General features: G+C 45.8%; 22 protein-coding genes and 1 pseudogene. 11 read left to right on the top strand and 12 right to left on the bottom strand.

Annotated features, from left to right (window positions below; all coding sequences use genetic code 11):
• Positions 1-2 precede the first annotated feature (2 nt).
• From thiL to CBI31_RS07675, 3 genes are read left to right on the top strand one after another with little or no spacing between them, the layout of a single operon-like run.
• The gene (gene thiL / locus CBI31_RS07685) at positions 3-1,028 is read left to right on the top strand and encodes a thiamine-phosphate kinase (protein WP_088525773.1); all 1,026 of its coding nucleotides are present in this window, start codon (positions 3-5) and stop codon (positions 1,026-1,028) included.
• Complete coding sequence (locus CBI31_RS07680; protein WP_088525772.1) at positions 1,025-1,588, top strand: phosphatidylglycerophosphatase A family protein; 564 nt, start codon at positions 1,025-1,027, stop codon at positions 1,586-1,588. The genes thiL and CBI31_RS07680 overlap by 4 nt, the downstream gene beginning before the upstream one ends.
• Positions 1,585-2,079, top strand: a complete 495-nt coding sequence (locus tag CBI31_RS07675) for a CinA family protein (protein ID WP_088525771.1) — start codon at positions 1,585-1,587, stop codon at positions 2,077-2,079. Before CBI31_RS07680 ends, CBI31_RS07675 begins: the two co-directional genes overlap by 4 nt.
• On the opposite strand, the gene corA is transcribed toward CBI31_RS07675, so the two are convergent.
• Positions 2,080-3,045: a magnesium/cobalt transporter CorA gene (gene corA, locus CBI31_RS07670; protein ID WP_088525770.1), complete on the bottom strand. Its 966-nt coding sequence runs from the start codon at positions 3,043-3,045 to the stop codon at positions 2,080-2,082.
• Between the two features lie 73 nt (positions 3,046-3,118).
• On the opposite strand from corA, the gene pyrF reads away from it, so the two are divergent.
• Complete coding sequence (gene pyrF, locus CBI31_RS07665; RefSeq protein WP_088525769.1) at positions 3,119-3,961, top strand: orotidine-5'-phosphate decarboxylase; 843 nt, start codon at positions 3,119-3,121, stop codon at positions 3,959-3,961.
• A 29-nt stretch (positions 3,962-3,990) separates the two neighbouring features.
• Here pyrF and mtgA read toward each other — a convergent pair whose 3' ends face one another.
• The 6 genes from mtgA to mpl are packed head-to-tail and all read right to left on the bottom strand — an operon-like array spanning position 3,991 to position 10,757.
• Positions 3,991-4,734, bottom strand: coding sequence for a monofunctional biosynthetic peptidoglycan transglycosylase (mtgA, locus tag CBI31_RS07660; protein ID WP_088525768.1), 744 nt, complete (start codon positions 4,732-4,734; stop codon positions 3,991-3,993).
• Positions 4,735-4,759: 25 nt separating this feature from the next.
• Positions 4,760-5,665 carry a shikimate dehydrogenase gene (gene aroE / locus CBI31_RS07655; RefSeq protein ID WP_088525767.1) on the bottom strand — a complete coding sequence of 302 codons (906 nt, stop codon included), beginning with the start codon at positions 5,663-5,665 and terminating at the stop codon, positions 4,760-4,762.
• 42 nt (positions 5,666-5,707) lie between these two features.
• Positions 5,708-6,538, bottom strand: coding sequence for an energy transducer TonB family protein (locus CBI31_RS07650; protein WP_240553802.1), 831 nt, complete (start codon positions 6,536-6,538; stop codon positions 5,708-5,710).
• A gap of 40 nt (positions 6,539-6,578) precedes the next feature.
• On the bottom strand, positions 6,579-8,582 hold the full coding sequence (locus CBI31_RS07645; RefSeq protein WP_088525765.1) for a ribonuclease catalytic domain-containing protein: 2,004 nt from the start codon (positions 8,580-8,582) through the stop codon (positions 6,579-6,581).
• A gap of 2 nt (positions 8,583-8,584) precedes the next feature.
• On the bottom strand, positions 8,585-9,319 hold the full coding sequence (gene fabG / locus CBI31_RS07640) for a 3-oxoacyl-ACP reductase FabG (RefSeq protein WP_088525764.1): 735 nt from the start codon (positions 9,317-9,319) through the stop codon (positions 8,585-8,587).
• 40 nt (positions 9,320-9,359) lie between these two features.
• The gene (mpl, locus tag CBI31_RS07635; RefSeq protein WP_088525763.1) at positions 9,360-10,757 is read right to left on the bottom strand and encodes a UDP-N-acetylmuramate:L-alanyl-gamma-D-glutamyl-meso-diaminopimelate ligase; all 1,398 of its coding nucleotides are present in this window, start codon (positions 10,755-10,757) and stop codon (positions 9,360-9,362) included.
• Between the two features lie 26 nt (positions 10,758-10,783).
• Between mpl and CBI31_RS07630 the strand changes: the two genes are divergently transcribed.
• The 7 genes and pseudogenes from CBI31_RS07630 to CBI31_RS07605 all read left to right on the top strand — a co-directional run bounded on the left by CBI31_RS07630 (position 10,784) and on the right by CBI31_RS07605 (position 16,445).
• Positions 10,784-11,311, top strand: a complete 528-nt coding sequence (locus CBI31_RS07630; protein ID WP_088525762.1) for a TlpA family protein disulfide reductase — start codon at positions 10,784-10,786, stop codon at positions 11,309-11,311.
• 191 nt (positions 11,312-11,502) lie between these two features.
• Positions 11,503-11,952 (top strand): type II 3-dehydroquinate dehydratase, encoded by a 450-nt coding sequence (gene aroQ, locus CBI31_RS07625; protein WP_088525761.1) that lies wholly within the window; start codon positions 11,503-11,505, stop codon positions 11,950-11,952.
• 36 nt (positions 11,953-11,988) lie between these two features.
• Positions 11,989-12,456 carry an acetyl-CoA carboxylase biotin carboxyl carrier protein gene (gene accB / locus CBI31_RS07620; RefSeq protein WP_088525760.1) on the top strand — a complete coding sequence of 156 codons (468 nt, stop codon included), beginning with the start codon at positions 11,989-11,991 and terminating at the stop codon, positions 12,454-12,456.
• 48 nt (positions 12,457-12,504) lie between these two features.
• Positions 12,505-13,869: an acetyl-CoA carboxylase biotin carboxylase subunit gene (gene accC, locus CBI31_RS07615; protein ID WP_088525759.1), complete on the top strand. Its 1,365-nt coding sequence runs from the start codon at positions 12,505-12,507 to the stop codon at positions 13,867-13,869.
• A 16-nt stretch (positions 13,870-13,885) separates the two neighbouring features.
• A pseudogene (gene prmA / locus CBI31_RS10530) lies at positions 13,886-14,806 on the top strand (50S ribosomal protein L11 methyltransferase); the annotation flags it as partial.
• Positions 14,807-14,869: 63 nt separating this feature from the next.
• Positions 14,870-15,415 (top strand): DUF3426 domain-containing protein, encoded by a 546-nt coding sequence (locus tag CBI31_RS10525; RefSeq protein WP_240553842.1) that lies wholly within the window; start codon positions 14,870-14,872, stop codon positions 15,413-15,415.
• A gap of 70 nt (positions 15,416-15,485) precedes the next feature.
• Complete coding sequence (locus CBI31_RS07605) at positions 15,486-16,445, top strand: carbohydrate kinase family protein (RefSeq protein WP_088525757.1); 960 nt, start codon at positions 15,486-15,488, stop codon at positions 16,443-16,445.
• A gap of 211 nt (positions 16,446-16,656) precedes the next feature.
• Here CBI31_RS07605 and CBI31_RS07600 read toward each other — a convergent pair whose 3' ends face one another.
• The 5 genes from CBI31_RS07600 to CBI31_RS10520 form a co-directional block, all read right to left on the bottom strand.
• Positions 16,657-16,887, bottom strand: a complete 231-nt coding sequence (locus CBI31_RS07600; protein WP_240553800.1) for a hypothetical protein — start codon at positions 16,885-16,887, stop codon at positions 16,657-16,659.
• Between the two features lie 332 nt (positions 16,888-17,219).
• Complete coding sequence (locus CBI31_RS07595; RefSeq protein ID WP_088525756.1) at positions 17,220-18,404, bottom strand: ribonucleotide-diphosphate reductase subunit beta; 1,185 nt, start codon at positions 18,402-18,404, stop codon at positions 17,220-17,222.
• Positions 18,405-18,449: 45 nt separating this feature from the next.
• Positions 18,450-21,377 (bottom strand): ribonucleoside-diphosphate reductase subunit alpha, encoded by a 2,928-nt coding sequence (locus tag CBI31_RS07590; protein WP_420812076.1) that lies wholly within the window; start codon positions 21,375-21,377, stop codon positions 18,450-18,452.
• 332 nt (positions 21,378-21,709) lie between these two features.
• Entirely contained in the window at positions 21,710-22,528 is an 819-nt protein-coding gene (gene ampD, locus CBI31_RS07585; protein WP_276207129.1) for a 1,6-anhydro-N-acetylmuramyl-L-alanine amidase AmpD, read from the bottom strand.
• Positions 22,529-22,531: 3 nt separating this feature from the next.
• A complete protein-coding gene (locus tag CBI31_RS10520) occupies positions 22,532-22,975 on the bottom strand; it encodes a cytochrome C assembly family protein (RefSeq protein WP_240553799.1) in 444 nt (147 codons plus the stop codon).
• Positions 22,976-23,390 lie beyond the last annotated feature (415 nt).

The raw sequence follows: 23,390 nt of genomic DNA, 5'->3' as shown, positions 1-23,390 counted from the left end.
ATATGCATTCTGAATCTAGCCCTCTTGGCGAATTTGACCTCATCCAGCGTTTTTTTAAAGCGGGTGCAGATGCAATGCGCTCCAATGATCAGAAAATGATTGCTCTAGGCATTGGTGATGATTGTGCCCTTCTCAAGCCGGCTGCAGGAGAAGAAATTGCGATTACGAGCGATATGCTGGTCGCAGGCAGGCATTTTTTTATGAATGCTAATCCTGAGCTACTAGGCCGCAAAGCCCTTGCAGTCAACCTTTCAGACTTAGCAGCCATGGGAGCAAAGCCTATAGGATTCACTTTATCCATCGCCTTACCTAAAGTAGATGCAGCCTGGCTTGAAGCTTTTTCCAAAGGTCTTTTTGCCATTGCAAATCAGTATTCCTGCCCACTCATTGGCGGAGACACCACTGCTGGCCCCCTGACGATCTCCATTACTGCATTCGGTAGTATTCCCTCGGGAAAAGCCATACGCAGATCAGGCGCAAAAGTCGGCGACGACATCTGGGCCTCAGGAATTGTTGGAGATGCAAGACTTGCTCTTGCTGCACTGCGTCATGAAATGAATCTACCTGAGAGTGACTTAAAACAAATAGAACATCGCATGCATAACCCAACTCCGCGCGTAGAGCTAGGCATGAAAATACGAGAGGTTGCAAGCGCAGCCTTAGATATATCGGATGGCCTACTTGGCGATCTACAACATATTCTTAACCAATCTCAGGTGAGCGCAGAAGTCTTTTTAGATCGGCTTCCAAAATCTGAAACTTTGCAAAAACAAAGTGAGGACATTCAAAATCAATTTGCTGCTAGTGGTGGTGATGATTATGAAATCTGCTTCACCGCTCCGATTGATAAGAGAGATGCTATTGATCAAATCAGCACAGCACTCAATTTACCCCTCACTAGAATTGGTAGCGTTACAAAAACAGCTGGTGTATTAGAAAAATTATCTTTACTCAATAAAAATGGTGTCTTACTAGACGAGACCAAATCAGCTGCACTCCTGAAATCATTTGACCACTTTGTAAAATGAACACTGCGCAAGATCTCAATCTAGCAACACCCACTTTTAAGTGGGTGAGACAAACCGCTAGTCGCACTATCGCCTTTGGCTTTGGTAGCGGTCTAAGCCCGCTCGCACCTGGGACTGCTGGCACTCTCTGGGCTTGGGCAACTTTTTTGCTAGGCGAGTATTTCTTTTCCACCGAGGACTTTGTTTGGATTATTGGCGGTGGAGCTCTCTTAGGGTGTTGGGTCTGTGGTCAGGTCAGCGAAGAGTTAGGCAGAAAAGATTTCGGCGGCATTGTTTGGGACGAAATTATTGCCTTTTGGATTGTTCTTTTTTTTATCATGCCAACTAATATTTGGATGCAGGTGGTCGCTTTTGGACTCTTCCGTTTTTTTGACGCCATCAAACCAGGGCCTATTGGAATGATTGATCGTTACTTTAAAGAGATGGAGGGTAGCGATCATTCCCAATCTTCCTTATTGCAAATACTTTGGCGGGGCTTTGGGATTATGGTCGATGACCTTGCTGCAGCCTTCTTCACACTATTAGCAATTGCCTTGATACAGAAGATAATTGCAATATGAGCTCAATTGATCACGCTAAAACACTAGCCCCACTTTTACTGGCTAGAGGATGGAAAGTGGCGCTCGCCGAATCTTGCACGGGCGGCCTGGTTTGTGCCACTCTGACAGAATTATCTGGATCGAGCGAGTGGTTCGAGCGCGGCTACATCACCTATAGCAACCAAGCTAAAACAGAGTGTCTAGGAGTTCCAGTAGAGCTAATAGAGTCTCATGGGGCAGTGAGCGAGCTAGTAGCTAAGGCCATGGCACAGGGGGCACAGCGCAATGCTGGCAGCAATATCGGTGTTTCAATTACTGGAATTGCTGGGCCCACAGGGGGCACAGCAGAAAAGCCTGTGGGTACAGTTTGCTTTGGGTGGACCATACCAAATACAAGTGGTGAGCATGTCACCACTTGTCAAACCAAACTATTTATCGGTGATAGACAAGCAATACGGCAACAGGCAACTGAGTATGCGTTGACCGGCTTACTTACACTCCTCAACAACTAATTACTTCATCCAGCCTTTGCTATAGAAGTAGCCTAGCGGAATAACGGATGAAATAATCATCGCACCAATGGCCATTGGATAACCCCAAGTCGCATCCAGCTCAGGCATATGTTTGTAGTTCATACCCCAAACACTTGCCAACAAAGTAGGAGGCATTAAGGCAACTGATACCACCGAGAAGATCTTGATAATCTTTGATTGGTTCAAGTTAATGAAGCCGACCGTTGCGTCCATTAAGAAGTTAATCTTATCGAATAAGAATGCAGTATGGTTCTCAAGAGAATCAATATCGCGCAAAATTTGACGGGCTTCTTCTTGCTGCTCATCAGACAGCAACTTGCTGCGCATCAGAAAAGATAAGGCTCTGCGGGTATCCATCACATTACGACGAATGCGTCCGTTGGTATCCTCTTCTTTCGCAATCGTCTCTAAAACCTCTGCAGCATCAGCATCATTAATGCTGTCAGATAGCACTCTCTTACCAGCTTGTTCGAGGTTTTCATAAACTTCTTCCAGGGCATCAGCAGAATACTCAGCATCAGTGGAGTACAGATCAAGCAATACGTCTTTTGCATTGCTCACTGAACCAGGGCGCAAGCGCGCACGTAGTCGAACCAAGCGGAACACTGGCAAATCTTCATCATGAATCGAGAACAACACTTGCTTGGTCAGGACAAACGCAACTCGCACGTTGCGAGAAGTTTCTTCCTCATCCAATAAGAAATCAGTACGAATATGGAGATGGCCATCGTCGGCCTCAAAATAGCGGGCAGAGGCTTCCAAGTCGCCCAAGTCGTCCAACTCAGGCAAAAGCACCCCAAACGCCTCTTTAATCCAAATAAGTTCCTCTTCCTCTGGATCAACGACATCGATCCAGATAGGATTAGCGTATTGCAACAATTCATTGCGATCTTCGACTTGCTCTTGAGAGAGGCGGCCATTTTGCAGGACGAACAAGTTGATCATGGTGAACTCCTAAGGAATGTGCGCTAGTTTATCCTATACAACATGACAGTTTCACTAAAATAAGCCAAATCCAATGAACTCTCGCTCAAATACCTTTAACCAGCAACTCCAGTCTGCATGGGCTTCCCAAGGCAGCATGCTGTGCGTTGGTTTTGACCCTGATCCTAAGCGCCTTCCCCCATCTTTACAAGGCAAACCTGAGGGGATCTTTGAGTTCTGCCGAGAAATTGCCGATGCCACTGCGGATTTAGTATGCGCATTTAAACCCCAGTTTGCATACTTTGCCTCCCAAAGGGCTGAGGTCCAATTAGAAAGGCTCATTAGGCACCTGAAGGACCAATATCCCCATATCCCCGTGATCCTTGATTCCAAGCGCGGGGATATTGGCAGCACAGCTGATCACTATGCCCAAGAGGCTTTTGAACGCTATGGAGCAGATGCGGTCACCGTGAACCCCTATATGGGCTTTGACACCATTGAACCCTACCTCAAGCACGCTGGCAAAGGAGTCATTGTGCTTTGTCGTACATCCAACCCCGGTGGCTCAGATTTGCAATTTCTAAATGTGAACTCAGGAGAACCACTCTATTTGCATGTTGCCAAACTAGCTGCACAACAGTGGAATAGCTCTGGTCAGATCAGTCTCGTAGTCGGCGCCACCTTCCCCGAAGAAATTGCTAAGGTACGCGCCATTGTGGGTGACATGCCCTTACTGATTCCGGGCATTGGTGCTCAAGGTGGTGATATCGATGCAACCATTAAAGCAGGTCGCATTCCAAATGCACCCGGCACTGGAATGATCATCAATTCATCACGAGCGATTTTGTATGCAAGCGCTGGTAGTGATTTTGCTCAGGCTGCAAGAGATGTAGCGCAAAGTACGCGTGATGCTTTGAGGTCTGCAGCTTCTAAATAAACACCGCACCTAAGAATCCTTTGGCTAATTTATTTGCTACCTTTAGGGTTCGGATAAGGCGCCAAAGCAACGCGATCCATATTTCCTAAGATGAAGTCTTGGCGAGTAGGAAAGTGAATATTAGCCTTACGACAATATTGAGGTTTATCAAAACACTTCGGTGAAGGCAGTGCGGAACCTAAGGCTGCAGCTTGATCTCGGTCTAATGAGGCTGGAGTTGTTGAATAGTAGTAATGGGCAGCAGATCCTATTCCAAAAATACCCTCACCCCACTCTACGGAGTTGAGATAAATCTCAAATAGTCTCTGCTTTGAGAGAGTTAACTCCAAAAGCCCGGCAATGATGAATTCTTGTCCTTTACGAAAATAATTTTGCTCCGAAGAAAGAAAGAGATTTTTAGCCAACTGCTGTGTAATGGTTGAGCCGCCACGCAAAGCCGTCTTTGAGCTACTTCCCGTCTGAGCTTTTTGCTGATTCTTTTCCCAAGCTTTTTTCATATCTTCAAAGCGAAAGCCTTGATGCTGGAAAAAGATATCGTCTTCACTAACCAATACAGCCCGTTTGAGATTATTAGAAATCTTGTCGTAAGGCGTCCACTCAGAATAAACAGGACAGGACCAATGCCATGAACATAAGCGCCAACGCTCAGCCCTTTGAAACGCAGTGCTTGAAGGATTGACAACAATCCATAAGGCGATCTGTATCGCAAAATAGAGCTGCATTGCTACAAAACCACAAAGTAGGCATTTGACTAAATAAGTGAGCCAACGCATCGAAAAATTAAGCCAAATAGGTCAATTAACTGCGAAGTTTGACTAACACTGCGCGTGGATCAATCGCCGCGGCTAAAGTTTCGCCGCGCCATAATAAGAAAGCATCCGCAGCTTGCTCTACTAGCATTCCTAGGCCATCGCTCACCCTTGCGCCTTTTTGCAAAGCTTGCTGCATAAAGGCGGTAGATTTTCCGTAGACCATATCGTATGCAAAAGAGCTTGGTACAAAAATATTAGCCGCTGCCTGAGTACTTAAAGGAGATTCATCACTTAAACCAGCCGCGGTGGCATTAATGACTAAATCAAATGGGTAGGGTGTTTTTGCAGCATCCTCAAGTTCAACTAAGGCTCTAGACTCAAGAGCAACCTCTTTGGAGACCGCAAGATCGGTGAATAATTTCACTAGCTCTTGTGCTTTTGCATTAGAACGATTGGCAATCACTAAACACTTTGGCGATTGCTCTAGCAACGGGCCAATCACACCACGGGCTGCCCCACCCGCACCTAAGAGCAAGATTCTCGATTGATGAATGGCAATACCTTGTGCCAATAAATCACGTACTAGACCAGCACCATCAGTGTTATCGCCATAAATCTTGCCATCTTTTGTCCATAAGGTATTTACAGCGCCTGCCAACTGAGCGCGCGAGCTTAATACATCTGCAAAAGCTTGTGCATCGAGTTTAAATGGCACAGTGACATTCATACCTTTACCGCCAGCTGCAAAAAAAGATTTTGCCTCTAGCGCAAATGAATTAATGTCAGGTTGCAAGCGCCCATAGTGCATTTTTTGCCTAGCTTGTTCTGCAAAGCTTTGGTGGATTACAGGTGACTTACTATGAGCAATCGGATTGCCGGCAACAGCATACACATCCACCCCAGCAAATAAACTGGGATCAGTATGCAGATCGGCTGGGGTAGATGAATTCATAATGACTACAGAATAAGCGAATTTATGAGGTATTTTTCAAAATTAACGTTGTAACTCCAGACGATCAGTACCATCGCGAGCAAACTCAAAGGTCGAAACCCAATCTAGTACATCAATCTGATTTCGCATTTCTGAAGGAAATGGACCAAACGGAGCGGAAGCTCGCACGATGGCAATAGCCTGCCTATCTAACTCTGGGTTGCCTGAGCTGCGACCGATCGATAGACCGTCCTTACCTTGAGCATTCGTAGTAATTCGTCCTTGGGCGTCCACGCTAATCACAATCACCAAGCTACCGTATAAAGGGCGGCCATTGGCACGCGGAAAAAATGCACTTCCATAAGCTTCGATCTTCTGACGCATGGCATCGTAATAGTGTGCAAAAGTCACTGCCTTAGCATTGGTGCCCGTTAAGACTTTGCGACGTGGTTCGCGTCCATCTACCTCCAAACGTTTAGCCAGTTCCGCTTCCAGAGAATTCAGTTGGGGAGTCATTTTTTGATCATCTCCACTTTTACGTCCGCCTGAACGAAGTCGCTCCTCAGTCAACTTTGCCAACATTTGCTTTTGCTGTTTCTCCAAAACCTCAAGACGAGCCTCTGCACCCAAGCGAGCACGATGCAAAGCAGTTGCATCTTGATTTTCTGTTTTGCCACCACCCTGTAAATCCGCTTGCGCTAATTTATTAGCTTCCTTAGGCGGTGTTTTATTACTAGCATTGACCAAAACAATGCTGAGAGGAGTATTGAGGCGACGATTCTCAATCTCTCCAAATCCCCAACGAACCGATAAAAAAATAATATGAATTACAAGTGAGATACAAAGTGCCAAGCGAAATGGATAGCGTTGCCAAGTGGTCTGAAAATAAAGCATGGCTTTTCTTAATTTCTCAGGTATCACGAATTGTTCCAATTTAGTCTGCGCTACCATCTTCTTGAGCACTCACTTGTGGCACTTCAGCCTTAGCCTCGATCTCTAGCACCCTAACAGCGGCACTCAACTGCAATAAATCGATATCTGCCAGCACCACCTCGGCGCGAGTCATTCGTGGATGGCTTGCCAACTCTGGAACAGGGAGATGCAAGGGGACCAACTCTAGTCGAGACATGCCTTCTTTTAAATGACGCACATGTACATTCTTAGAGTCGCCGTCTTGAGTAGCCCAACGCAGACACCAGTACTTTTCTAATCTGTCTTGGTATTCACCATAAGTTTGATAGCAAGATTCAAAGTCTGCTGCAATACCCATCAAACTAGCATCACGCGGCGGAAAAGGCGCAACCATCTTGGCGGTTACCCCATGCTTAGCTAAGGCAATGAGCTGCCATTGATTTACTAAATCAGAATAACGACGCAGTGGCGATGTACACCACGCGTAATAATCTAAGCCTAAGCCTTCATGTGGTCCTGGGGTAGTTTGCATGCGCGTGCGCAACGGGCCCCAACCCTTTTGGGTTCTGAATAACCCTGGCAAACCATGATCAGCTAAGAGTTGACCAGAGGCACTGTTACAGAAAATCATCCATTCAGCAACAATCGTATCGAGGATAGATCCACGCTGACGCGGCACAATCTCTACGCGCTCTACTCCATTCACATCCTTGATCTGGAAGTGAAAATCTCTTGCTAAAGCATTAGGGTCAATAAGCCCTAACTGCTCTGCACGAAGACCATTAGCGATGCGCTTTTCTTGGCGACCAGCATGCAGGAGCTGAGCAGCCTTCCATAAAATAGCGAGCTCTTTGCGATAAGGATAAGTAGCCGCTTCATCAGCCAAACTTTCTTCGCTAACGAGGTGCTCAATATCTTCTAGACGCAAATTGGCAACCATGGGCACCATCTCGGCACGCATTTGAAGTGAATCTCTATTTGTCACGCCTTGCGCATCGATATCAACGTAAATCGATAAGGCCGGTCTTGAGGCGCCTTCATCCAAAGAAAATTGCTCAATGACAGAATCAGGCAACATCGTAATTTTGTCACCCGGAAAATAGACTGTTGACATCCGACTGCGCGCTGCCCGATCTAGGGAATCATCTTTAGCAATCACCAAACCAGGTGCCGCAATATGGATACCAATACGATGACCTCCATCAACGAGCTCTATTACCGATAAGGCATCATCAATTTCCGTGGTTCCAGCATCATCAATTGAGAAAGCCTTCACATCTGCAAGAGGAAGCTCTGCAATAGCGGCGGCATAAGCAGCTTGGTCAATAGCGATACTTTGACTATGCGCAGCCCCATTAGGAAAATGCGTCTTGAGAAACATACCCTGGTGATAAGCCAGGGGTGAATCAATTGCTCCGCAACGAATCATGAGCTGCACAGGCGACTCCCCCATCTCATTACATGCAGTCATCAACGCTTTATACGCAGTGGTATTTTTATCTGGTGAAAATAATAACTGCGAAGCCAAAGACTGAAGTGTTGCTGGGAAGGTGCCTGCGACCAATTCTTGTTGCCAAGCAGACTGCTGCTCTAAGTCTTTTTGCTTACGCTCCAACGCTAATAAGCCAGCCTGCAACTGCTCAAGTGGCGCTCTTTGAAAACGCCCACGCCCTTTGCGACGAAAAAATACCGGGGCTCCCTGCAAAGCAATTCCCAAGGAGACTTGCTGAGCAATAGTGGCTTGCTCACCAAAATATTCTTGTGAGACATCGACGAGACCAAACTCTTCTTCTGGAGCGCAATCCCAAAGTAATTGCAAATCGATGTCTTTAGATAAAACAGTGGCCTCATCCATGACGGCCTGAGCTTCAGGCTTTTCAAAGCGTAGCCAAACTTCCTTGGCTTTGAGCTTAATCTTTTTTCCCGAAAGACTAGTGGCTTGCCAAGACTCGGCATCACCCGAACCTGATGAAGCCTGCACTGTGGCAAGCTTAATATCGCCGCCTTCTTCGTATAAAAGATTCATGCTTAGAGAGAGATTCCGCCACTAGCCTCTAAAGCAACTCCATTGATATAGCTGGCCTCATTGCTAGCTAAAAATAAATACACATTTGCTATTTCCTCCGGAGTACCAAGGCGCCCAAGCCAACTGCGCCTCTCGATATCCTGCAAAATATTTTCTGGCATCGCTTTAACCATCTCAGTTGCAATAAATCCAGGACAAATCGCATTTACCCGAATGCCTTTAGGGCCGAGCTCGCGAGCCCAAGTCTTAGTAAAACCAATTACACCAAATTTAGTAGCCGAGTAATTAGTTTGGCCAAAGTTGCCGTAAATACCAACAACACTAGATGCATTGACAATCGCCCCTGATTTGGCTTCCAACATATGGGGAACAATCAACTGTGTGCAATTAAATACGCCCTTGAGATTGACATCAATTACTGCATCAAATTGCGCCTCCGTCATCTTCACCAAGCGGGCATCCTGCGTAATACCAGCGTTGTTAATCAAAATATCGATACGGCCATGTTTTTGCATCACTTGATCCACAACCGCCTGAATGCTGGCCCGATCGATCACATTCATGGCATAAGCTTCTGCATTCGGGATTTGTGCGGAAGCACCTTTTACGGACTCTAGATTCATATCCGCCATGATCACGATGGCACCTTCTTGTGCAAAGCGTTGCGCTGTAGAAAAACCAATTCCTTTTGCCGCGCCTGTAATGATTGCTACCTTATTTTTTAATCTGTCGCCCATGATTTGCTCTCTGTATTTTGATTTACTTTGATCGTACCGATTAAGCGCTAATCGCTTTTAATATTTTTTGGTGTACCCCACCGAATCCACCATTACTCATCACCAGAATATGGTCTCCAGGCTTTGCCTCTTTTACAAGGGCATTTACTAAGGCATCCAGATCATCAAAAGCATGTGCCTTGCCCTGTTCTTTTGTATTGAGTGGGGATAACACCTCAGCCAAGTCCCAGCCTAAAGACTCCTTACCAGCGTTAGCACCATAGGCAAAAACTTGATCTGCCTGCTCTAAGCTGCCAGGAAGCTGCGCTTTCATCACGCCTAGCTTCATCGTATTAGAGCGAGGCTCTAATACTGCCAGAATACGAGCCTTGCCAACGCGACGACGCAAACCATCCACAGTTGTCGTAATCGCAGTTGGATGATGGGCAAAATCGTCATAGACCGTAATGTTATTTGCAACACCGATTGTTTCAAGACGTCGTTTGACATTTTTAAATTGCGCCAAAGCGCAAGCGGAATCCGCCGGTGAAATACCAATGTGATTTGCTGATGCAATTGCTGCAAGAGCATTAAGTTGATTATGTCGACCCATCACTCCAGAATCTGCAGCCCACTTCACAGTAGCCATCTCTTTGCCAGATTTGCGCACAATAAAGCCGTCACTCTCTTGAGAAATGAATGACCACTCATTATTGGACTCATGACCAAAATGCTCTACAGGCGCCCAAGAACCCCGAGTAATCACACTGGCTAAGGCAGGCTCTTCGCCATTCACCACTAGCAAACCATCGCCCGGGACTGTACGAACTAAATGGTGAAACTGGGTCTCAATGGCCGCTAGATCAGCAAAAATATCGGCATGATCAAATTCCAAATTATTTAATAAAGCGGTGCGTGGCCTGTAGTGCACAAACTTACTGCGCTTATCAAAAAAAGCGGTGTCGTATTCATCAGCCTCGATCACAAAATATTTACTCTCACCTAAGCGTGCAGATACGGTGAAATTGAGTGGCACACCACCAATCAAATAACCCGGTTTGTAACCATTAAATTCTAAAATCCAAGTGAGCATGGCTGATGTTGTTGTCTTGCCATGCGTTCCGGCAACTGCTAAAACATGCCTGCCATATAAAACTTGTTCTCCTAGCCACTGCGGACCAGAAATATAAGGGAGCCCTTGATTCAGAATAGCCTCCATCAAGGGATTGCCACGAGAAACCACATTGCCGATCACAAATAAATCAGGCATCGTCTCAAACTGCAATAATTGATCTGGTGAAAAACCCTCAATCAATTTGATGCCCTGAGCCTCAAGTTGTGTACTCATTGGCGGATACACGTTAGCATCACAACCAGTTACACGATGTCCGGCTTGCCGAGCGATTGCGGCAATGCCGCCCATGAAAGTGCCGCAAATGCCCAAGATATGTATATGCATCTACGAATTTTAGCGAAGGAGTTGCAATGAACCGAAGACAATTACTGACCATCTGTGGAATTGGTCTTTTGGCACTGCTAGGCGGCGTACTGACTTCACAGTGGATTTCGAAAACTGGCTTAGCTAGCGAACCGTCTGTAAAAGCTTTTTTTGCTAACCCTTGGCAAACTCCGGACGGAAAACCAGTAAATACGACTGAATGGCAGGGAAAAGTCCTCGTTGTGAACTTCTGGGCCTCCTGGTGCCCCCCTTGCATCGAAGAAATGCCTACTTTAGACTTGCTTTCGCAAGAGTTTTTACAGCAAAATACGTTATTTGTTGGTATCGGTATCGATTCACCCTCTAATATTCGTGAATTCCTTAAAAGTACCCCAGTCTCCTATCCGATTGTTGTCGGCGGTCTAGAGGGCAGCAATCTTTCTAAGCAAATGGGCAATACCCAAGGAGCTCTTCCTTACACAGTAATTATTAATTCCAAGGGTAAGGCAACGTATACAAAATTAGGGAAGATAAGCGAAGATGAGCTCAGAAAAGTAATTAAAGATGTTTTATAGAGACTGATATCGATTTTTCTAGACTCAGACCGACCTTTTTATTGCTCAAAAATAAGGCAATTAGGGTATTTAGGCTCAAAATCTCACCCTAAAAATGCCTAGAGTTCCTTTTTTCAGAATCTTGAGAAGGTATACTTCTCCCATAGCATTCGATGCAATGAACACCAAACTGCCTCTAAAAACAGGGATCTATGTCGAAAAAAGCTTCAATTCTCGTAATTCAGGGTCCAAACCTCAATTTACTAGGCACTCGTGAACCAGAGGTTTATGGGACAACCACCCTTAAAGATATTCATCAAAAGCTAGAAGGGCTAGCTCAAACTCAATCTGTAGACCTGAGCACCTATCAAAGCAACCATGAAGGTGAGTTAATTGACCGCATTCAAAAAGCGAAACAAGATGGGGTGAATTTCATCATCATCAATCCAGGTGCATTTACCCATACTAGCGTTGCCTTACGAGATGTTTTGGCTGGGGTAGCTATTCCCTTTATAGAAATCCATTTATCCAATATTCATCAGCGCGAAGAGTTTCGTAAACACTCCTATTTATCCGATATCGCTACTGGTGTGATTTGTGGTCTTGGCGCGATTGGTTATGAATTGGCATTGCAAGCAGCGATTGCCCATACGCAAAAATAAGTCTATTTAAAGTATTACAAGAGAGGAAGTACTCCTATGGATCTGAGAAAACTAAAAACCTTGATCGACCTCGTGTCTGAGTCGGGCATTTCTGAATTAGAGGTGAATGAAGGCGAAGACCGTGTACGCATCGTTAACTCTGGCTCTGCAGCCCCTGCTGGACAAATAGTGCATACAAATCCAGCGCCTGCTCCAGCCCCACAAGCTGCACCAGTTGTAGCGGCTGCACTAGCCTCTACCCCAGTTACTGAGGCGCCTGCTGCTGAATCTGGCTCTGTTGCTCGCTCCCCAATGGTAGGCACTTTCTATCGCGCGCCAAATCCAGAGTCTCCCAATTTTGTCAGCATTGGTGATACGGTAAAAGTAGGCCAAACGCTTTGCATCATTGAGGCGATGAAATTACTTAATGAGATTGAGTCAGAATACGCAGGTGTTGTTAAAGAGATTCTGTGTGAAAACGGTCAAGGAGTTGAATTTGACCAACCACTATTCATCATTGCTTAATCTTTTAAGCTCCTCTACCAATCTATTTTTACCTAACTCAGAGCCGACATGTTCGATAAGATTCTGATTGCCAATCGGGGAGAAATTGCTCTCCGTATCCAACGCGCATGCCGTGAGTTGGGAATTAAAACTGTAGTGGTCTACTCCACCGCAGATAAAGAAGCTAAGTACGTGAAGCTGGCTGATGAGGCCGTTTGTATTGGACCAGCCCCCTCGCCACTGAGTTATCTCAATATGCCAGCCATTATTTCTGCGGCTGAAGTGACTGATGCCGAAGCCATTCACCCGGGTTACGGTTTCCTCTCCGAGAATGCTGACTTTGCTGAGCGCGTTGAGAAATCTGGCTTTGCCTTCATAGGTCCTAAAGCAGAAACAATCCGTTTAATGGGTGATAAGGTCTCTGCTAAACGCGCGATGATTAAAGCGGGCGTTCCTTGCGTTCCTGGATCCGAAGGTGCATTACCAGATAATCCAAAAGAAATTATTGCTACTGCCAAGAGAGTGGGCTATCCAGTCATCATTAAAGCTGCTGGCGGTGGCGGTGGTCGTGGTATGCGCGTTGTTCACACCGAAGCAGCTCTGCTCAATGCTGTCAATATGACGCGCGAAGAAGCGGGTCGTGCGTTTGGTAACCCAGAAGTCTATATGGAGAAGTTTTTAGAAAAACCTCGCCACGTTGAGATTCAGGTTCTAGCTGATACCCATGGCAATGCAATTTGGTTAGGTGAACGTGATTGCTCGATGCAGCGCCGCCATCAAAAAGTAATAGAAGAGGCTCCGGCCCCAGGCATTGATCGTCGCTTAATCGCTAAAGTTGGTGAACGCTGTGCAGAAGCCTGTCGAAAAATGGGCTACCGTGGCGCAGGCACTTTTGAATTCCTTTATGAGGATGGTGAATTCTTCTTTATTGAGATGAATACCCGTGTTCAAGTTGAGCACCCCGTCACTGAAATGATTACTGGTGTGGATATCGTTCAAGAACAGATTCGAATTGCTGCTGGCCTGAAATTAAGCTATCGCCAAAAAGATATTGTGTTCCGTGGCCATGCAATCGAATGCCGTTTGAATGCAGAAGATCCATTCAAGTTCACACCCAGCCCAGGGAAGATTGGATCCTTCCATATGCCAGGCGGCCCTGGAATTCGAGTAGATTCCCACGCCTACAGTGGATATGTTGTTCCTTCGAACTATGACTCGATGATTGGCAAATTGATTTCTTATGGCAAAACTCGTGAACAAGCGATTCGCCGCATGCAAATTGCCCTCTCCGAAATGGTGATTGATGGCATCACTACCAACGTGCCCTTGCACCGTGAATTAATGTTGGATCCTAACTTCATGGAAGGCGGCACCAGCATTCACTACCTGGAGCATCGCTTAGAAGAGCAAGCCGCAAGCCGCGGAAAATCTTAACTAATGCGAGTGCCTTATGTCTTATCGTGAACTGGTCTTCACGGTAGTTGCTGAAACAGCAGAACCATTAGGCGATGCGCTCCTGGAGTTAGGGGCTCTATCCGTCACCGTAGAAGATGATGCAGCTGGCGGATATGATGAGAACCCACTGTACGGAGAGCCCGGTTTATCGCCTGATGTGCAGGCTTGGGATAGATCTTCAGTAACCGCTCTTTTTAATCCAGAGATTGATGCTTCCGGTAGCGCGCAATTTATCCCTGAACTACTTGCCTCTCTAAAAGAGGCTGGTTTTAAGTTATCAGCTCCTCAAGAAAAAATTGTTGAAGAGCAAGATTGGGTAAGGCTTACCCAAAGTCAGTTCGCACCGATTCCTATCGGCAAACGCATTTGGGTCGTGCCATCGTGGCACGATGCTCCCACTGATCCAAATGCAATCTGTTTGGCGGTTGATCCGGGCCTAGCCTTTGGAACAGGTAGCCACCCCACCACCCATTTGTGTTTGCTATGGCTCGAAGAGCATACCAATCTAAAAAATCAGAGTTTGCTCGATTACGGTTGCGGCTCCGGCATCCTCGCTATTGCTGCTGCAAAACTAGGTTGCAATCCCGTCGTAGGAACAGATATCGATCCTCAGGCGATAGTTGCAGCACGCAGCAATGCCCAAATCAACAACACCGTCATCCAGTTTGTTCTACCAAATGAGGATGCTCCAGAGCTTGCAGCAGAAACCAAATACGATATTGTGATGGCCAATATTTTGGCTAACCCACTTCAAGTGCTCGCTCCAGCGTTGGTTAATAAAATACGCCTCGGTGGACAAATTGTTTTATCTGGAGTGCTTGCACGTCAAGCAGATGAGGTGATTGCCACTTATAGTCAATGGCTCAAAATCTCTATCTGGAAAGAGAATGATGGGTGGGTTTGTTTACACGGAACGCTCTCTAAAGATCAAGAGGGTAGTAAAAAAAGAGATTTTGCTGCACCTGCGCAAAAAAAGGGGGTGAAGTTCACTCTACTCGCCTGTTTTTTTATCCTGTTGCTGGTTTTTAGTGAGCATCTCTCCAGAAATTCTTTACTGCCAGCGTTAGCGCCACGAGTAGATGGCACATCAAATGCTTTTTCAGTGTCCGCCTTTTCTATTTTGCAGGCTATCGATGAAAAAATATGTGGCGTACTAGGATGCGTAAATCGCCCCGTAAGCGATTTTGCTGCATGGAAAATAACTTCCGCCACACTATCACCCGAAAACGCACGAGAGGGCCTTAAAAGCGGCGCAAATCAATCAATACTGCAAGTTGAAATACAAAATCGTCTTGCACTTGCTGTTTTACCTCCAAATTTAGAAATTACTCTGACTGATGCAGAAGAATCTGAGATCAAATCAGTTCGCTTAACTCCAAAAGAATGGTTACCCATTGCATGGCAAGAATCTCATGCTGATTTTTTGCGCTTAGGCATTGCCCCCGGAGAGTTAATCCAAGCTCAACTACCAATTCCATTGCCACAGAATGCAGCTGGCTATCGGGTGAGAGTGGTTTACCCCTAAAACATCCCCAATTGTGCTTTTTCTTTATCCTTAACCCTGATTCTTATTTATCTCTTACAGAAAGTAATTTATGGCTAGCTTGATCTGCGGCTCTGTCGCCTACGACACCATCATGAACTTTGAAGGCAAATTTGCCGATCAAATCCTGCCAGAGCAGATTCATATTCTGAATGTGGCCTTCTTGGTACCAACGATGCGCCGAGAATTTGGTGGTTGTGCTGGCAACATCGCCTATAACCTCAGTCTTTTGGGTGGCGATCCGATCATTATGGCAACCGTTGGTGGGGACGCTAAGCCTTACTTAGAGCGACTCAAGCAATTGCACATTGATGCCAGCCACATTCGCCAAATTGAACATGCATTTACTGCTCAAGCGATGATTACAACCGATCAGTCAAATAATCAAATTACCGCCTTTCATCCAGGCGCCATGAATGAATCCCACTTAAACCAAGTTTCTGCAGTACTTGCCGAGCGCGATAAAAATACTAAAGGGGCTGCAAAGTTTGGCATCGTCGCTCCAGATGGTCGTCAAGGGATGTGGGAGCATTGCCATCAATTGGCAGAAGCGAATATTCCTTTTATCTTCGACCCAGGCCAAGGCTTACCCATGTTTAATGGTCCAGAGCTACTAGAGTTGGTTGATATTGCAAGCTATCTGGCTGTCAATGACTATGAGGGTGAAATGCTTTCCCAAAGAACTGGCTTAAGTCTTTCTAAAGTCGCTGAACGCGTAAAGGCTCTGATTGTGACCAAAGGCGCAGAAGGTGCTGATATCTATTCCGAAGGTAAATGTATTGCTATTCCACCAGTGTCCACAGCAAAAATCATTGACCCCACTGGATGCGGCGATGCTTTTCGTGGAGGATTACTTTTTGGCCTAGAAAATGGCATGGACTGGGAAACTACCGGTCGCCTGGCGAGCTTGATGGGCTCAATCAAAATTAGCCATCAAGGACCACAAAACCACCAATTAAGCAAAGCTCAGATTACAGAGCAATTCAAATCAGCATTTGGGTTCAGCTTCTAAGCTTATAGAGACTTTACCGAGCTGGGCTAGTTAGGCAATAAAAAAGGGGTCTCATTGAGACCCCTTTGAACTTCTTACCACTCGTCTAAAGTTAAAACTTAAGGACGAGTGCCAGTTGGGAAGGGCCAAGCAGCGGCAGTTGTTACTGATGCAGCTTTCTTAGCCGCGGGCTTTTTTACAGCAGAGCCCGCTTTCTTCGCAGCAGGTTTACTTACTTTTTTTTAGCAGCTGGACGCTTTTTAGCAGCTGGACGCTTTTTAGCAGCTGCTTTTTTAGCGGCTGGCTTCTTTTTAGCGGCTGGCTTCTTTTTAGCAGCTGGACGCTTTTTAGCGGCTGGCTTCTTTTTAGCAGCTGGACGCTTTTTAGCGGCTGGCTTCTTTTTAGCAGCTACTTTTTTAGCAGCTACTTTTTTCTTAGCAGCAGGTTTTTTCTTTGTTGCCATGTGTGTTACTCCTTCACGTGAGGATTAGTACGAACTAACGATTAAGAAGACCCGACCATTCATTTCCGCCTGGTTTTGCAACCGATTGGATCTGACGAGCGAGCCATTCATCGGCGCACGGCTTGATGCTAAGTGCTGCACGCTAATGAATCCTAGGAAAAAAAGCCGTGGCCCCGAAGGACAACGGCTTCTTAAATGTGCTGGAAAAAATGGAGCGGATAGACCAGACACCCTTGATCAAGGGTTTTCGGATTTGAGTCTGATTTTGCTGATTTCTACTATCCAACCGTCTAATCTCCTATTCAGCCGACTATGCGCTTACTTACTGCTTACTACTCCCAACTTAGCGCACCGCCAGTTTGATACTCAATAACGCGTGTCTCAAAAAAGTTTCGTTCTTTCTTAAGATCAATCATTTCTGACATCCATGGAAATGGATTCTCTTCATTTGGGAACATCGCGTCAAGTCCTATTTGCAAACATCTGCGATTACAGATGTATCTTAGGTACCCTTTGAACATCGGAGCGTTCAATCCGAGCACCCCTCGAGGCATCGTATCTTCGGCATAACGGTACTCTAATTCGACTGCTTTTTCGAAGATCGATTTAATCTCGTCTTTGAACGCGGAAGTCCATAACTGCGGGTTCTCCAGCTTGATTTGGTTTATCAAATCAATACCAAAATTGCAATGCATTGACTCGTCGCGAAGGATATATTGATACTGCTCAGCAGCACCAGTCATTTTGTTTTGGCGACCCATTGCAAGTATTTGCGTAAAACCAACATAAAAGAACAAACCTTCCATTACGCAGGCAAAAACAATCAGCGAACGAAGTAATTTTTGGTCAGTTTCTAGTGTGCCAGTCTTGAAATTTGGGTCAGTTAATACGTCAATGTATGGAATTAGGAACTGGTCTTTAGCGCGAATTGACTCAATTTCGTTATACGCATTGAAGATTTCGCTCTGGTCTAAACCCAAAGATTCAACGATATATTGGTATGCATGGGTATGAATTGCCTCTTCGAAAGCCTGGCGCAATAGGTATTGGCGGCATTCTGGAGCAGTAATGTGACGATAAGTACCCAAAACAATATTGTTGGCGGCCAAAGAGTCGGCGGTAGTAAAGAAGCCTAGGTTGCGTTTAATAATGCGACGCTCGTCTTCTGTCAGGCCATTTGGATCTTTCCAAAGTGCGATATCGCGATTCATATTGATCTCTTGCGGCATCCAGTGGTTTGCACACCCAGCCAAATACTTCTCCCAAGCCCACTTGTATTTAAATGGAACCAGCTGGTTTACATCGGTCTTGGCATTAATCACACGCTTGTCTGCAGCGTTTACACGCAAGGCTGCGCCACTTGATAAATTAGCAGCCTCTACTTGCGCAGGTGCAGCAGTTTGCGGTGCCATCGATACTTGGTCTGGCTGTGGGCGTTGTGGCTCCGCTGCAACCGGCTGTGGTGCAAGGCTAACTTTCGCTAGCGCTGGAGCAACTTCTTCTTCCCAATTCAACATAACTTTCTCCTCAATTCTTCTATTTCTGACCAATAAGCAAATTGCTTATTGGCATGCTTCACATTCTTCAAAGCCAGCATCGCCAGGACGCATTGTGCAAGCCGGGCCGTCTGCTTCAACTGCGCCACTAGCACCCGCTGGCGCAGCTGCATCTGTACCGTTTACTCCACCACCGCTGGATACGGAATTCAATTGACCGCTTGCAACCGTTGATTTCTCAACGTGGGTTGCAGCCATAGTACGGAGGTAATAGGTCGTTTTCAAGCCACGCAACCAAGCTAACTTGTAGGTATCATCCAATTTCTTGCCAGATGCACCACCCATGTAGATGTTCAATGACTGAGCTTGGTCAATCCACTTCTGACGACGAGAAGCTGCTTCAACCAACCAGCTTGGCTCAACTTCAAAGGCAGTTGCGTACAAATCACGCAAGTCTTGTGGAATGCGATCAATCTTAGACAAAGTGCCGTCAAAATACTTCAGATCAGCAATCATGACTTCATCCCAAAGGCCGCGATCCTTCAAATCGCGCACTAAGTACTCATTTACGACCGTGAACTCACCTGAAAGGTTGGATTTGACGAACAAGTTCTGGAAAGTAGGTTCGATACAAGCAGAAACGCCAATGATGTTAGAAATCGTCGCCGTTGGCGCAATCGCTACGCAATTGGAGTTGCGCATGCCGTGTTGCTTAATGCGAGCACGTAAACCACTCCAATCCATCGTAGAGGAGTTATCCACCTCTACATAGCCACCACGTTGCTCAGCCAACAGCGCTACTGAGTCTTGTGGGAGGATGCCGCGGTCCCATAAGGAACCTTTGTAAGTACTGTATACGCCGCGCTCTTCAGCCAACTCGCATGAAGCCTGGTAAGCGTAGTAGCAAACTGCTTCCATAGAAGAGTCTGCAAACTTGACAGCCTCATCGCTAGCGTAAGGAATGCGCTGCATATGCAAGCAATCTTGGAAGCCCATGATGCCCATGCCGACTGGACGGTGCTTCAAATTAGAATTGCGTGCTTTAGCAACTGCGTAGTAGTTGATATCGATTACGTTATCAAGCATGCGCATCGCAGTACGCACAGTCTTGTGAAGCTTCTCATGATCCAAAATCATCTTACCGTTAGCATCGGTCGTCATGTGAGCGGTTAAGTTCACAGATCCCAAGTTACATACAGCAATCTCGGTCTCATTTGTGTTCAGAGTAATCTCTGTGCACAAGTTAGAGGAGTGAACCACACCAACGTGCTGCTGTGGGCTACGAATATTGCAAGGATCTTTGAAAGTGATCCATGGGTGACCTGTTTCAAACAACATACCAAGCATCTTGCGCCACAACTGCTGCGCAGGGATTCTGCGGAATGGCTTTAACTCACCACGGTCCGCTTTTTGCTCATAGGCAACATAAGCTTCTTCAAAGGCTTTACCAAACTTGTCATGCAAATCAGGAGTATTGGATGGTGAGAACAGAGTCCAATCACCATTTTCCATAACGCGCTTCATGAACAAGTCAGGAATCCAGTTAGAAGTATTCATGTCATGCGTACGGCGACGATCGTCACCAGTGTTCTTGCGCAGCTCTAAGAACTCTTCGATATCTAAGTGCCATGTTTCCAAGTAGGCGCAAACTGCACCCTTACGCTTACCACCTTGGTTCACAGCAACTGCAGTGTCATTCACTACTTTTAAAAATGGCACAACACCTTGTGATTTACCGTTAGTACCTTTGATGTGGCTTCCTAAAGCGCGGACATTGGTCCAGTCATTGCCTAAACCGCCTGCAAACTTGGACAGCAAAGCATTTTCTTTCAAAGCTTCGTAGATGCCATCAAGATCATCATCCACTGTAGTTAAGTAGCAGCTAGAAAGCTGTGGACGGGTTGTTGCTGAATTAAATAGAGTTGGTGTGCTGGACATGAAATCAAATGTAGACAGAATTTCATAGAACTCAATCGCACGACGTTCACGATCCATCTCATTTAAAGCCAATCCCATTGCAACACGCATAAAGAATGCTTGTGGCATTTCAATACGACGCTCTTCAATATGCAAGAAATAGCGGTCATACAAAGTTTGCAGGCCCAGGTAATTGAACTGCAAGTCACGGCTTGCATTTAAAGCAGCAGCCAAACGTGGCAAGTCAAACTCGCGCATCCGTGGATCTAGCAACTCTGCAGAAATACCTTCATTGATGTACTTGGCAAAGTAAGTGCTGTATTCAGCCTGTGTGTCACCTTGTAATACTTCTTTGCCGAAAATCTCTTTACGGATCGTATGCATCAAGATACGTGCTGTCACCTGGCTGTATGCAGGATCTTTTTCAATCAGAGTACGGGAAGCCAAGATAGCAGAGTCATACACTTGTGCCATTGGTACGCCATCGTACAAATTCTTAATTGTTTCGGTGATGATTGGGCTTGCATCAATTTGATTACCTAAGCCTTCGCAAGCAGCTTCAATCACAGTACGCAAAGCAGCCATATCGAGCCACTTCTCTTGACCATCGTCGGTAACCTTAATGCCAGACTCACCAGCCTGATTAGCCACTTGAGTATCTTGTGAAGCTTCTTGCTGGGCTGCACGCTCTTGATTACGCTTTTCACGATAGAGAACATAGGCACGAGCAACATTGTGCTCACCACTACGCATCAAAGCCAACTCAACTTGGTCTTGGATATCTTCAATATGGAAGGTGCCACCGTTTGGGCGGCTGCGCAATAAAGCACGCACCACAGAGTGGGTGAGCTGCTCAACTTGTTCACGAACACGGGCAGATGCAGCGCCTTGGCCACCATTAACCGCCAAAAATGCTTTGGTAACTGCAATGGCGATTTTGGATGGCTCGAATGCAACAACAGAACCATTGCGGCGAATGATTTTGTAATCGGACAACTGGGTTGCCTGGCTACCGCCAACACCACCAGCTACAAAGCCGGCTGAGGGAGTTTGGTTCATGGTTCCCGCAGGACCCATTCCTGGATTATTAGCTCCAGTTGCTTGTCCTGCTGCCTGGGGATTGGCGTATGTCATGTTGCTCCTGCTTATATATATAGTTATTTGGACAAAATATCGTTAAAAAACAATGGGGTATTGCTGTATTGAAACACTACATCTAGTGTTTTGAAGCGCATTGGGTACTAAGTATAGGGAAATAATTCGTTTTTGGTAAGTTTTTTCTTACCAATGTTTATTAGTATTTTTACTAAGTTTTACAGTAATTTAAGAGTCATTTTGGTGCGGATTTTCTAGCCCTTTTTAGCTAAAGGCTAAAAAAGTGAGCGTATGCTCACATACAAAGTTTTGGGTTAGCGAGAAACCAATCCGTAGGGTATTTTTTCCAGCGAAATGCCTGTCTCTTTTTGGAATTTTTCCCAATCAAAATATTTTCCGGGGTCTGTTTTTCGATCTGGAGCAATGTCGCTATGCCCTGCAAATTGCAAATTTGGATAAGTCAGTTGCAATTTCTGAACAAGCTTTGCTAACGATTCGTATTGAACATCCTCAAATGGCGTAGCGCCATCACCCTCCAGCTCAACACCAATTGAAAAATCATTACATCTTTCTCTACCCATAAAATTCGATGCGCCGGCATGCCACGCCCTGTCTTGCGTTGAAACAAATTGGGTTAATTCTCCTGTACGCGCAATCAGGAAATGACTGGAAACTTTTTGATTTGCGATCTCAGAAAAATAGGGATGCGCATTAACGTCTAAGGTATTTTGAAAAAAACTCACGATGTTCTGAGTAGAGCTCTGACTTTTAAATTCACCGGGCGGTAAACTAATGTGATGAATCACCACTAAATCAGGCTTTACTTCATTTGGCCTTGTGTCTTTGTTTGGTGAGGCGCGCCAAGCTGCAGCACCAACCCATCCTTGTTCGTCTAAGGCATGACGATGCTCTTTTGAGCAATAAAACCGATTGTCGTGAGCAATGGCGTCAGCTTTCGGCAGGTGTACTTTGCAATATTGGCACTGCACCATTGCCTCAGGCTCCGTCAGGGTCTGATCCTTACTGGGGCTGGGATTACTTGATTTACTCCGATCAAATTTCGCCTGTTTTTTTCCCTTAAGCCAAAAATATAAAAGGCCTGCTCCGGCAAATAGTAAAAGCCACTTAAGCAAAGATCATGCTCTCTGAAGAACCACTTCCAATACAAAGCGGCTGCCAACATAGGCGAGTAGTAAAACAACATAGGCACTCAATACCCAACGAATTGCTGCCCAACCTCGCAAACCAACCCACCAGCGGGCTATCAGCAATCCAGCAAACAAGATCCAGGAGACAAGCGCAAAAATAGTTTTATGGTCAAACACAAAAGGCTTACCAAACAAAACTTGTGAAAAGAATAAGCCAGAAAAAATAGTCATTGTTAGGAGTGCAAAACCAACATACAGCAAATTAAATAGCAGACCCTCCATCATCATGAGTGGCGGCAAATCTTCTAACCAATGAGACAGACGACTATTCGGAACAATTGCTAATTGACGATGCAAGGCGCGGTCATAAACACTCATCAACATTGCCTGCATCGCTGCTAGGCTTAAGAGGCCGACTGAAATGGTTGCCACAATTGAAGTGTGCCTTGAACCAAGGATCCGAAACAGCCACAGGCGAAATTAATACTCCCGGGAAAAAAATCGGCAAAAGAGAACAAGCCAAAGCAAATAAAATTGACATCCAAAGCAAGCTAGCGATTGGCAAAAACCAGGATTGGAACCAATAAAATGCTAAACCTACCCAGGCAATCAAGGATAAGTCCTGAGCAAACCCAAAAACGAAGCCTTGAGGTGTAAAGACGGAATCATGCAACTCAATGCCATGGAGCATCAAAATCACAAAAATACAGGCTTGCATTAGCCCAGCTGAGAGAGGTGACTCCTTACCAGCCCTAGCTCTCTGGCTCAAAAAGAGCAGCAAAAGTAAATAAAGGACCGGGGGGAGCCAGCCGAAACTTGAGTAACCTAAAATATCCATATGGAAAGT

It is taken from the genome of Polynucleobacter campilacus (genome assembly GCF_002206625.1).
GTDB lineage: Bacteria > Pseudomonadota > Gammaproteobacteria > Burkholderiales > Burkholderiaceae > Polynucleobacter > Polynucleobacter campilacus.
This window is presented reverse-complemented; position numbering and strand designations above follow the sequence as displayed.

Excerpts from the sequence above, each read along its gene's own strand:
- thiL (WP_088525773.1), top strand. The coding sequence starts at position 3 with ATGCATTCTGAATCTAGCCCTCTTGGCGAATTTGACCTCATCCAGCGT.
- CBI31_RS07680 (WP_088525772.1), top strand. The coding sequence starts at position 1,025 with ATGAACACTGCGCAAGATCTCAATCTAGCAACACCCACTTTTAAGTGG.
- CBI31_RS07675 (WP_088525771.1), top strand. The coding sequence starts at position 1,585 with ATGAGCTCAATTGATCACGCTAAAACACTAGCCCCACTTTTACTGGCT.
- corA (WP_088525770.1), bottom strand. The coding sequence starts at position 3,045 with ATGATCAACTTGTTCGTCCTGCAAAATGGCCGCCTCTCTCAAGAGCAA.
- pyrF (WP_088525769.1), top strand. The coding sequence starts at position 3,119 with ATGAACTCTCGCTCAAATACCTTTAACCAGCAACTCCAGTCTGCATGG.
- mtgA (WP_088525768.1), bottom strand. The coding sequence starts at position 4,734 with ATGCGTTGGCTCACTTATTTAGTCAAATGCCTACTTTGTGGTTTTGTA.
- aroE (WP_088525767.1), bottom strand. The coding sequence starts at position 5,665 with ATGAATTCATCTACCCCAGCCGATCTGCATACTGATCCCAGTTTATTT.
- CBI31_RS07650 (WP_240553802.1), bottom strand. The coding sequence starts at position 6,538 with ATGCTTTATTTTCAGACCACTTGGCAACGCTATCCATTTCGCTTGGCA.
- CBI31_RS07645 (WP_088525765.1), bottom strand. The coding sequence starts at position 8,582 with ATGAATCTTTTATACGAAGAAGGCGGCGATATTAAGCTTGCCACAGTG.
- fabG (WP_088525764.1), bottom strand. The coding sequence starts at position 9,319 with ATGGGCGACAGATTAAAAAATAAGGTAGCAATCATTACAGGCGCGGCA.
- mpl (WP_088525763.1), bottom strand. The coding sequence starts at position 10,757 with ATGCATATACATATCTTGGGCATTTGCGGCACTTTCATGGGCGGCATT.
- CBI31_RS07630 (WP_088525762.1), top strand. The coding sequence starts at position 10,784 with ATGAACCGAAGACAATTACTGACCATCTGTGGAATTGGTCTTTTGGCA.
- aroQ (WP_088525761.1), top strand. The coding sequence starts at position 11,503 with ATGTCGAAAAAAGCTTCAATTCTCGTAATTCAGGGTCCAAACCTCAAT.
- accB (WP_088525760.1), top strand. The coding sequence starts at position 11,989 with ATGGATCTGAGAAAACTAAAAACCTTGATCGACCTCGTGTCTGAGTCG.
- accC (WP_088525759.1), top strand. The coding sequence starts at position 12,505 with ATGTTCGATAAGATTCTGATTGCCAATCGGGGAGAAATTGCTCTCCGT.
- CBI31_RS07605 (WP_088525757.1), top strand. The coding sequence starts at position 15,486 with ATGGCTAGCTTGATCTGCGGCTCTGTCGCCTACGACACCATCATGAAC.
- CBI31_RS07600 (WP_240553800.1), bottom strand. The coding sequence starts at position 16,887 with ATGGCAACAAAGAAAAAACCTGCTGCTAAGAAAAAAGTAGCTGCTAAA.
- CBI31_RS07595 (WP_088525756.1), bottom strand. The coding sequence starts at position 18,404 with ATGTTGAATTGGGAAGAAGAAGTTGCTCCAGCGCTAGCGAAAGTTAGC.
- CBI31_RS07590 (WP_420812076.1), bottom strand. The coding sequence starts at position 21,377 with ATGGGTCCTGCGGGAACCATGAACCAAACTCCCTCAGCCGGCTTTGTA.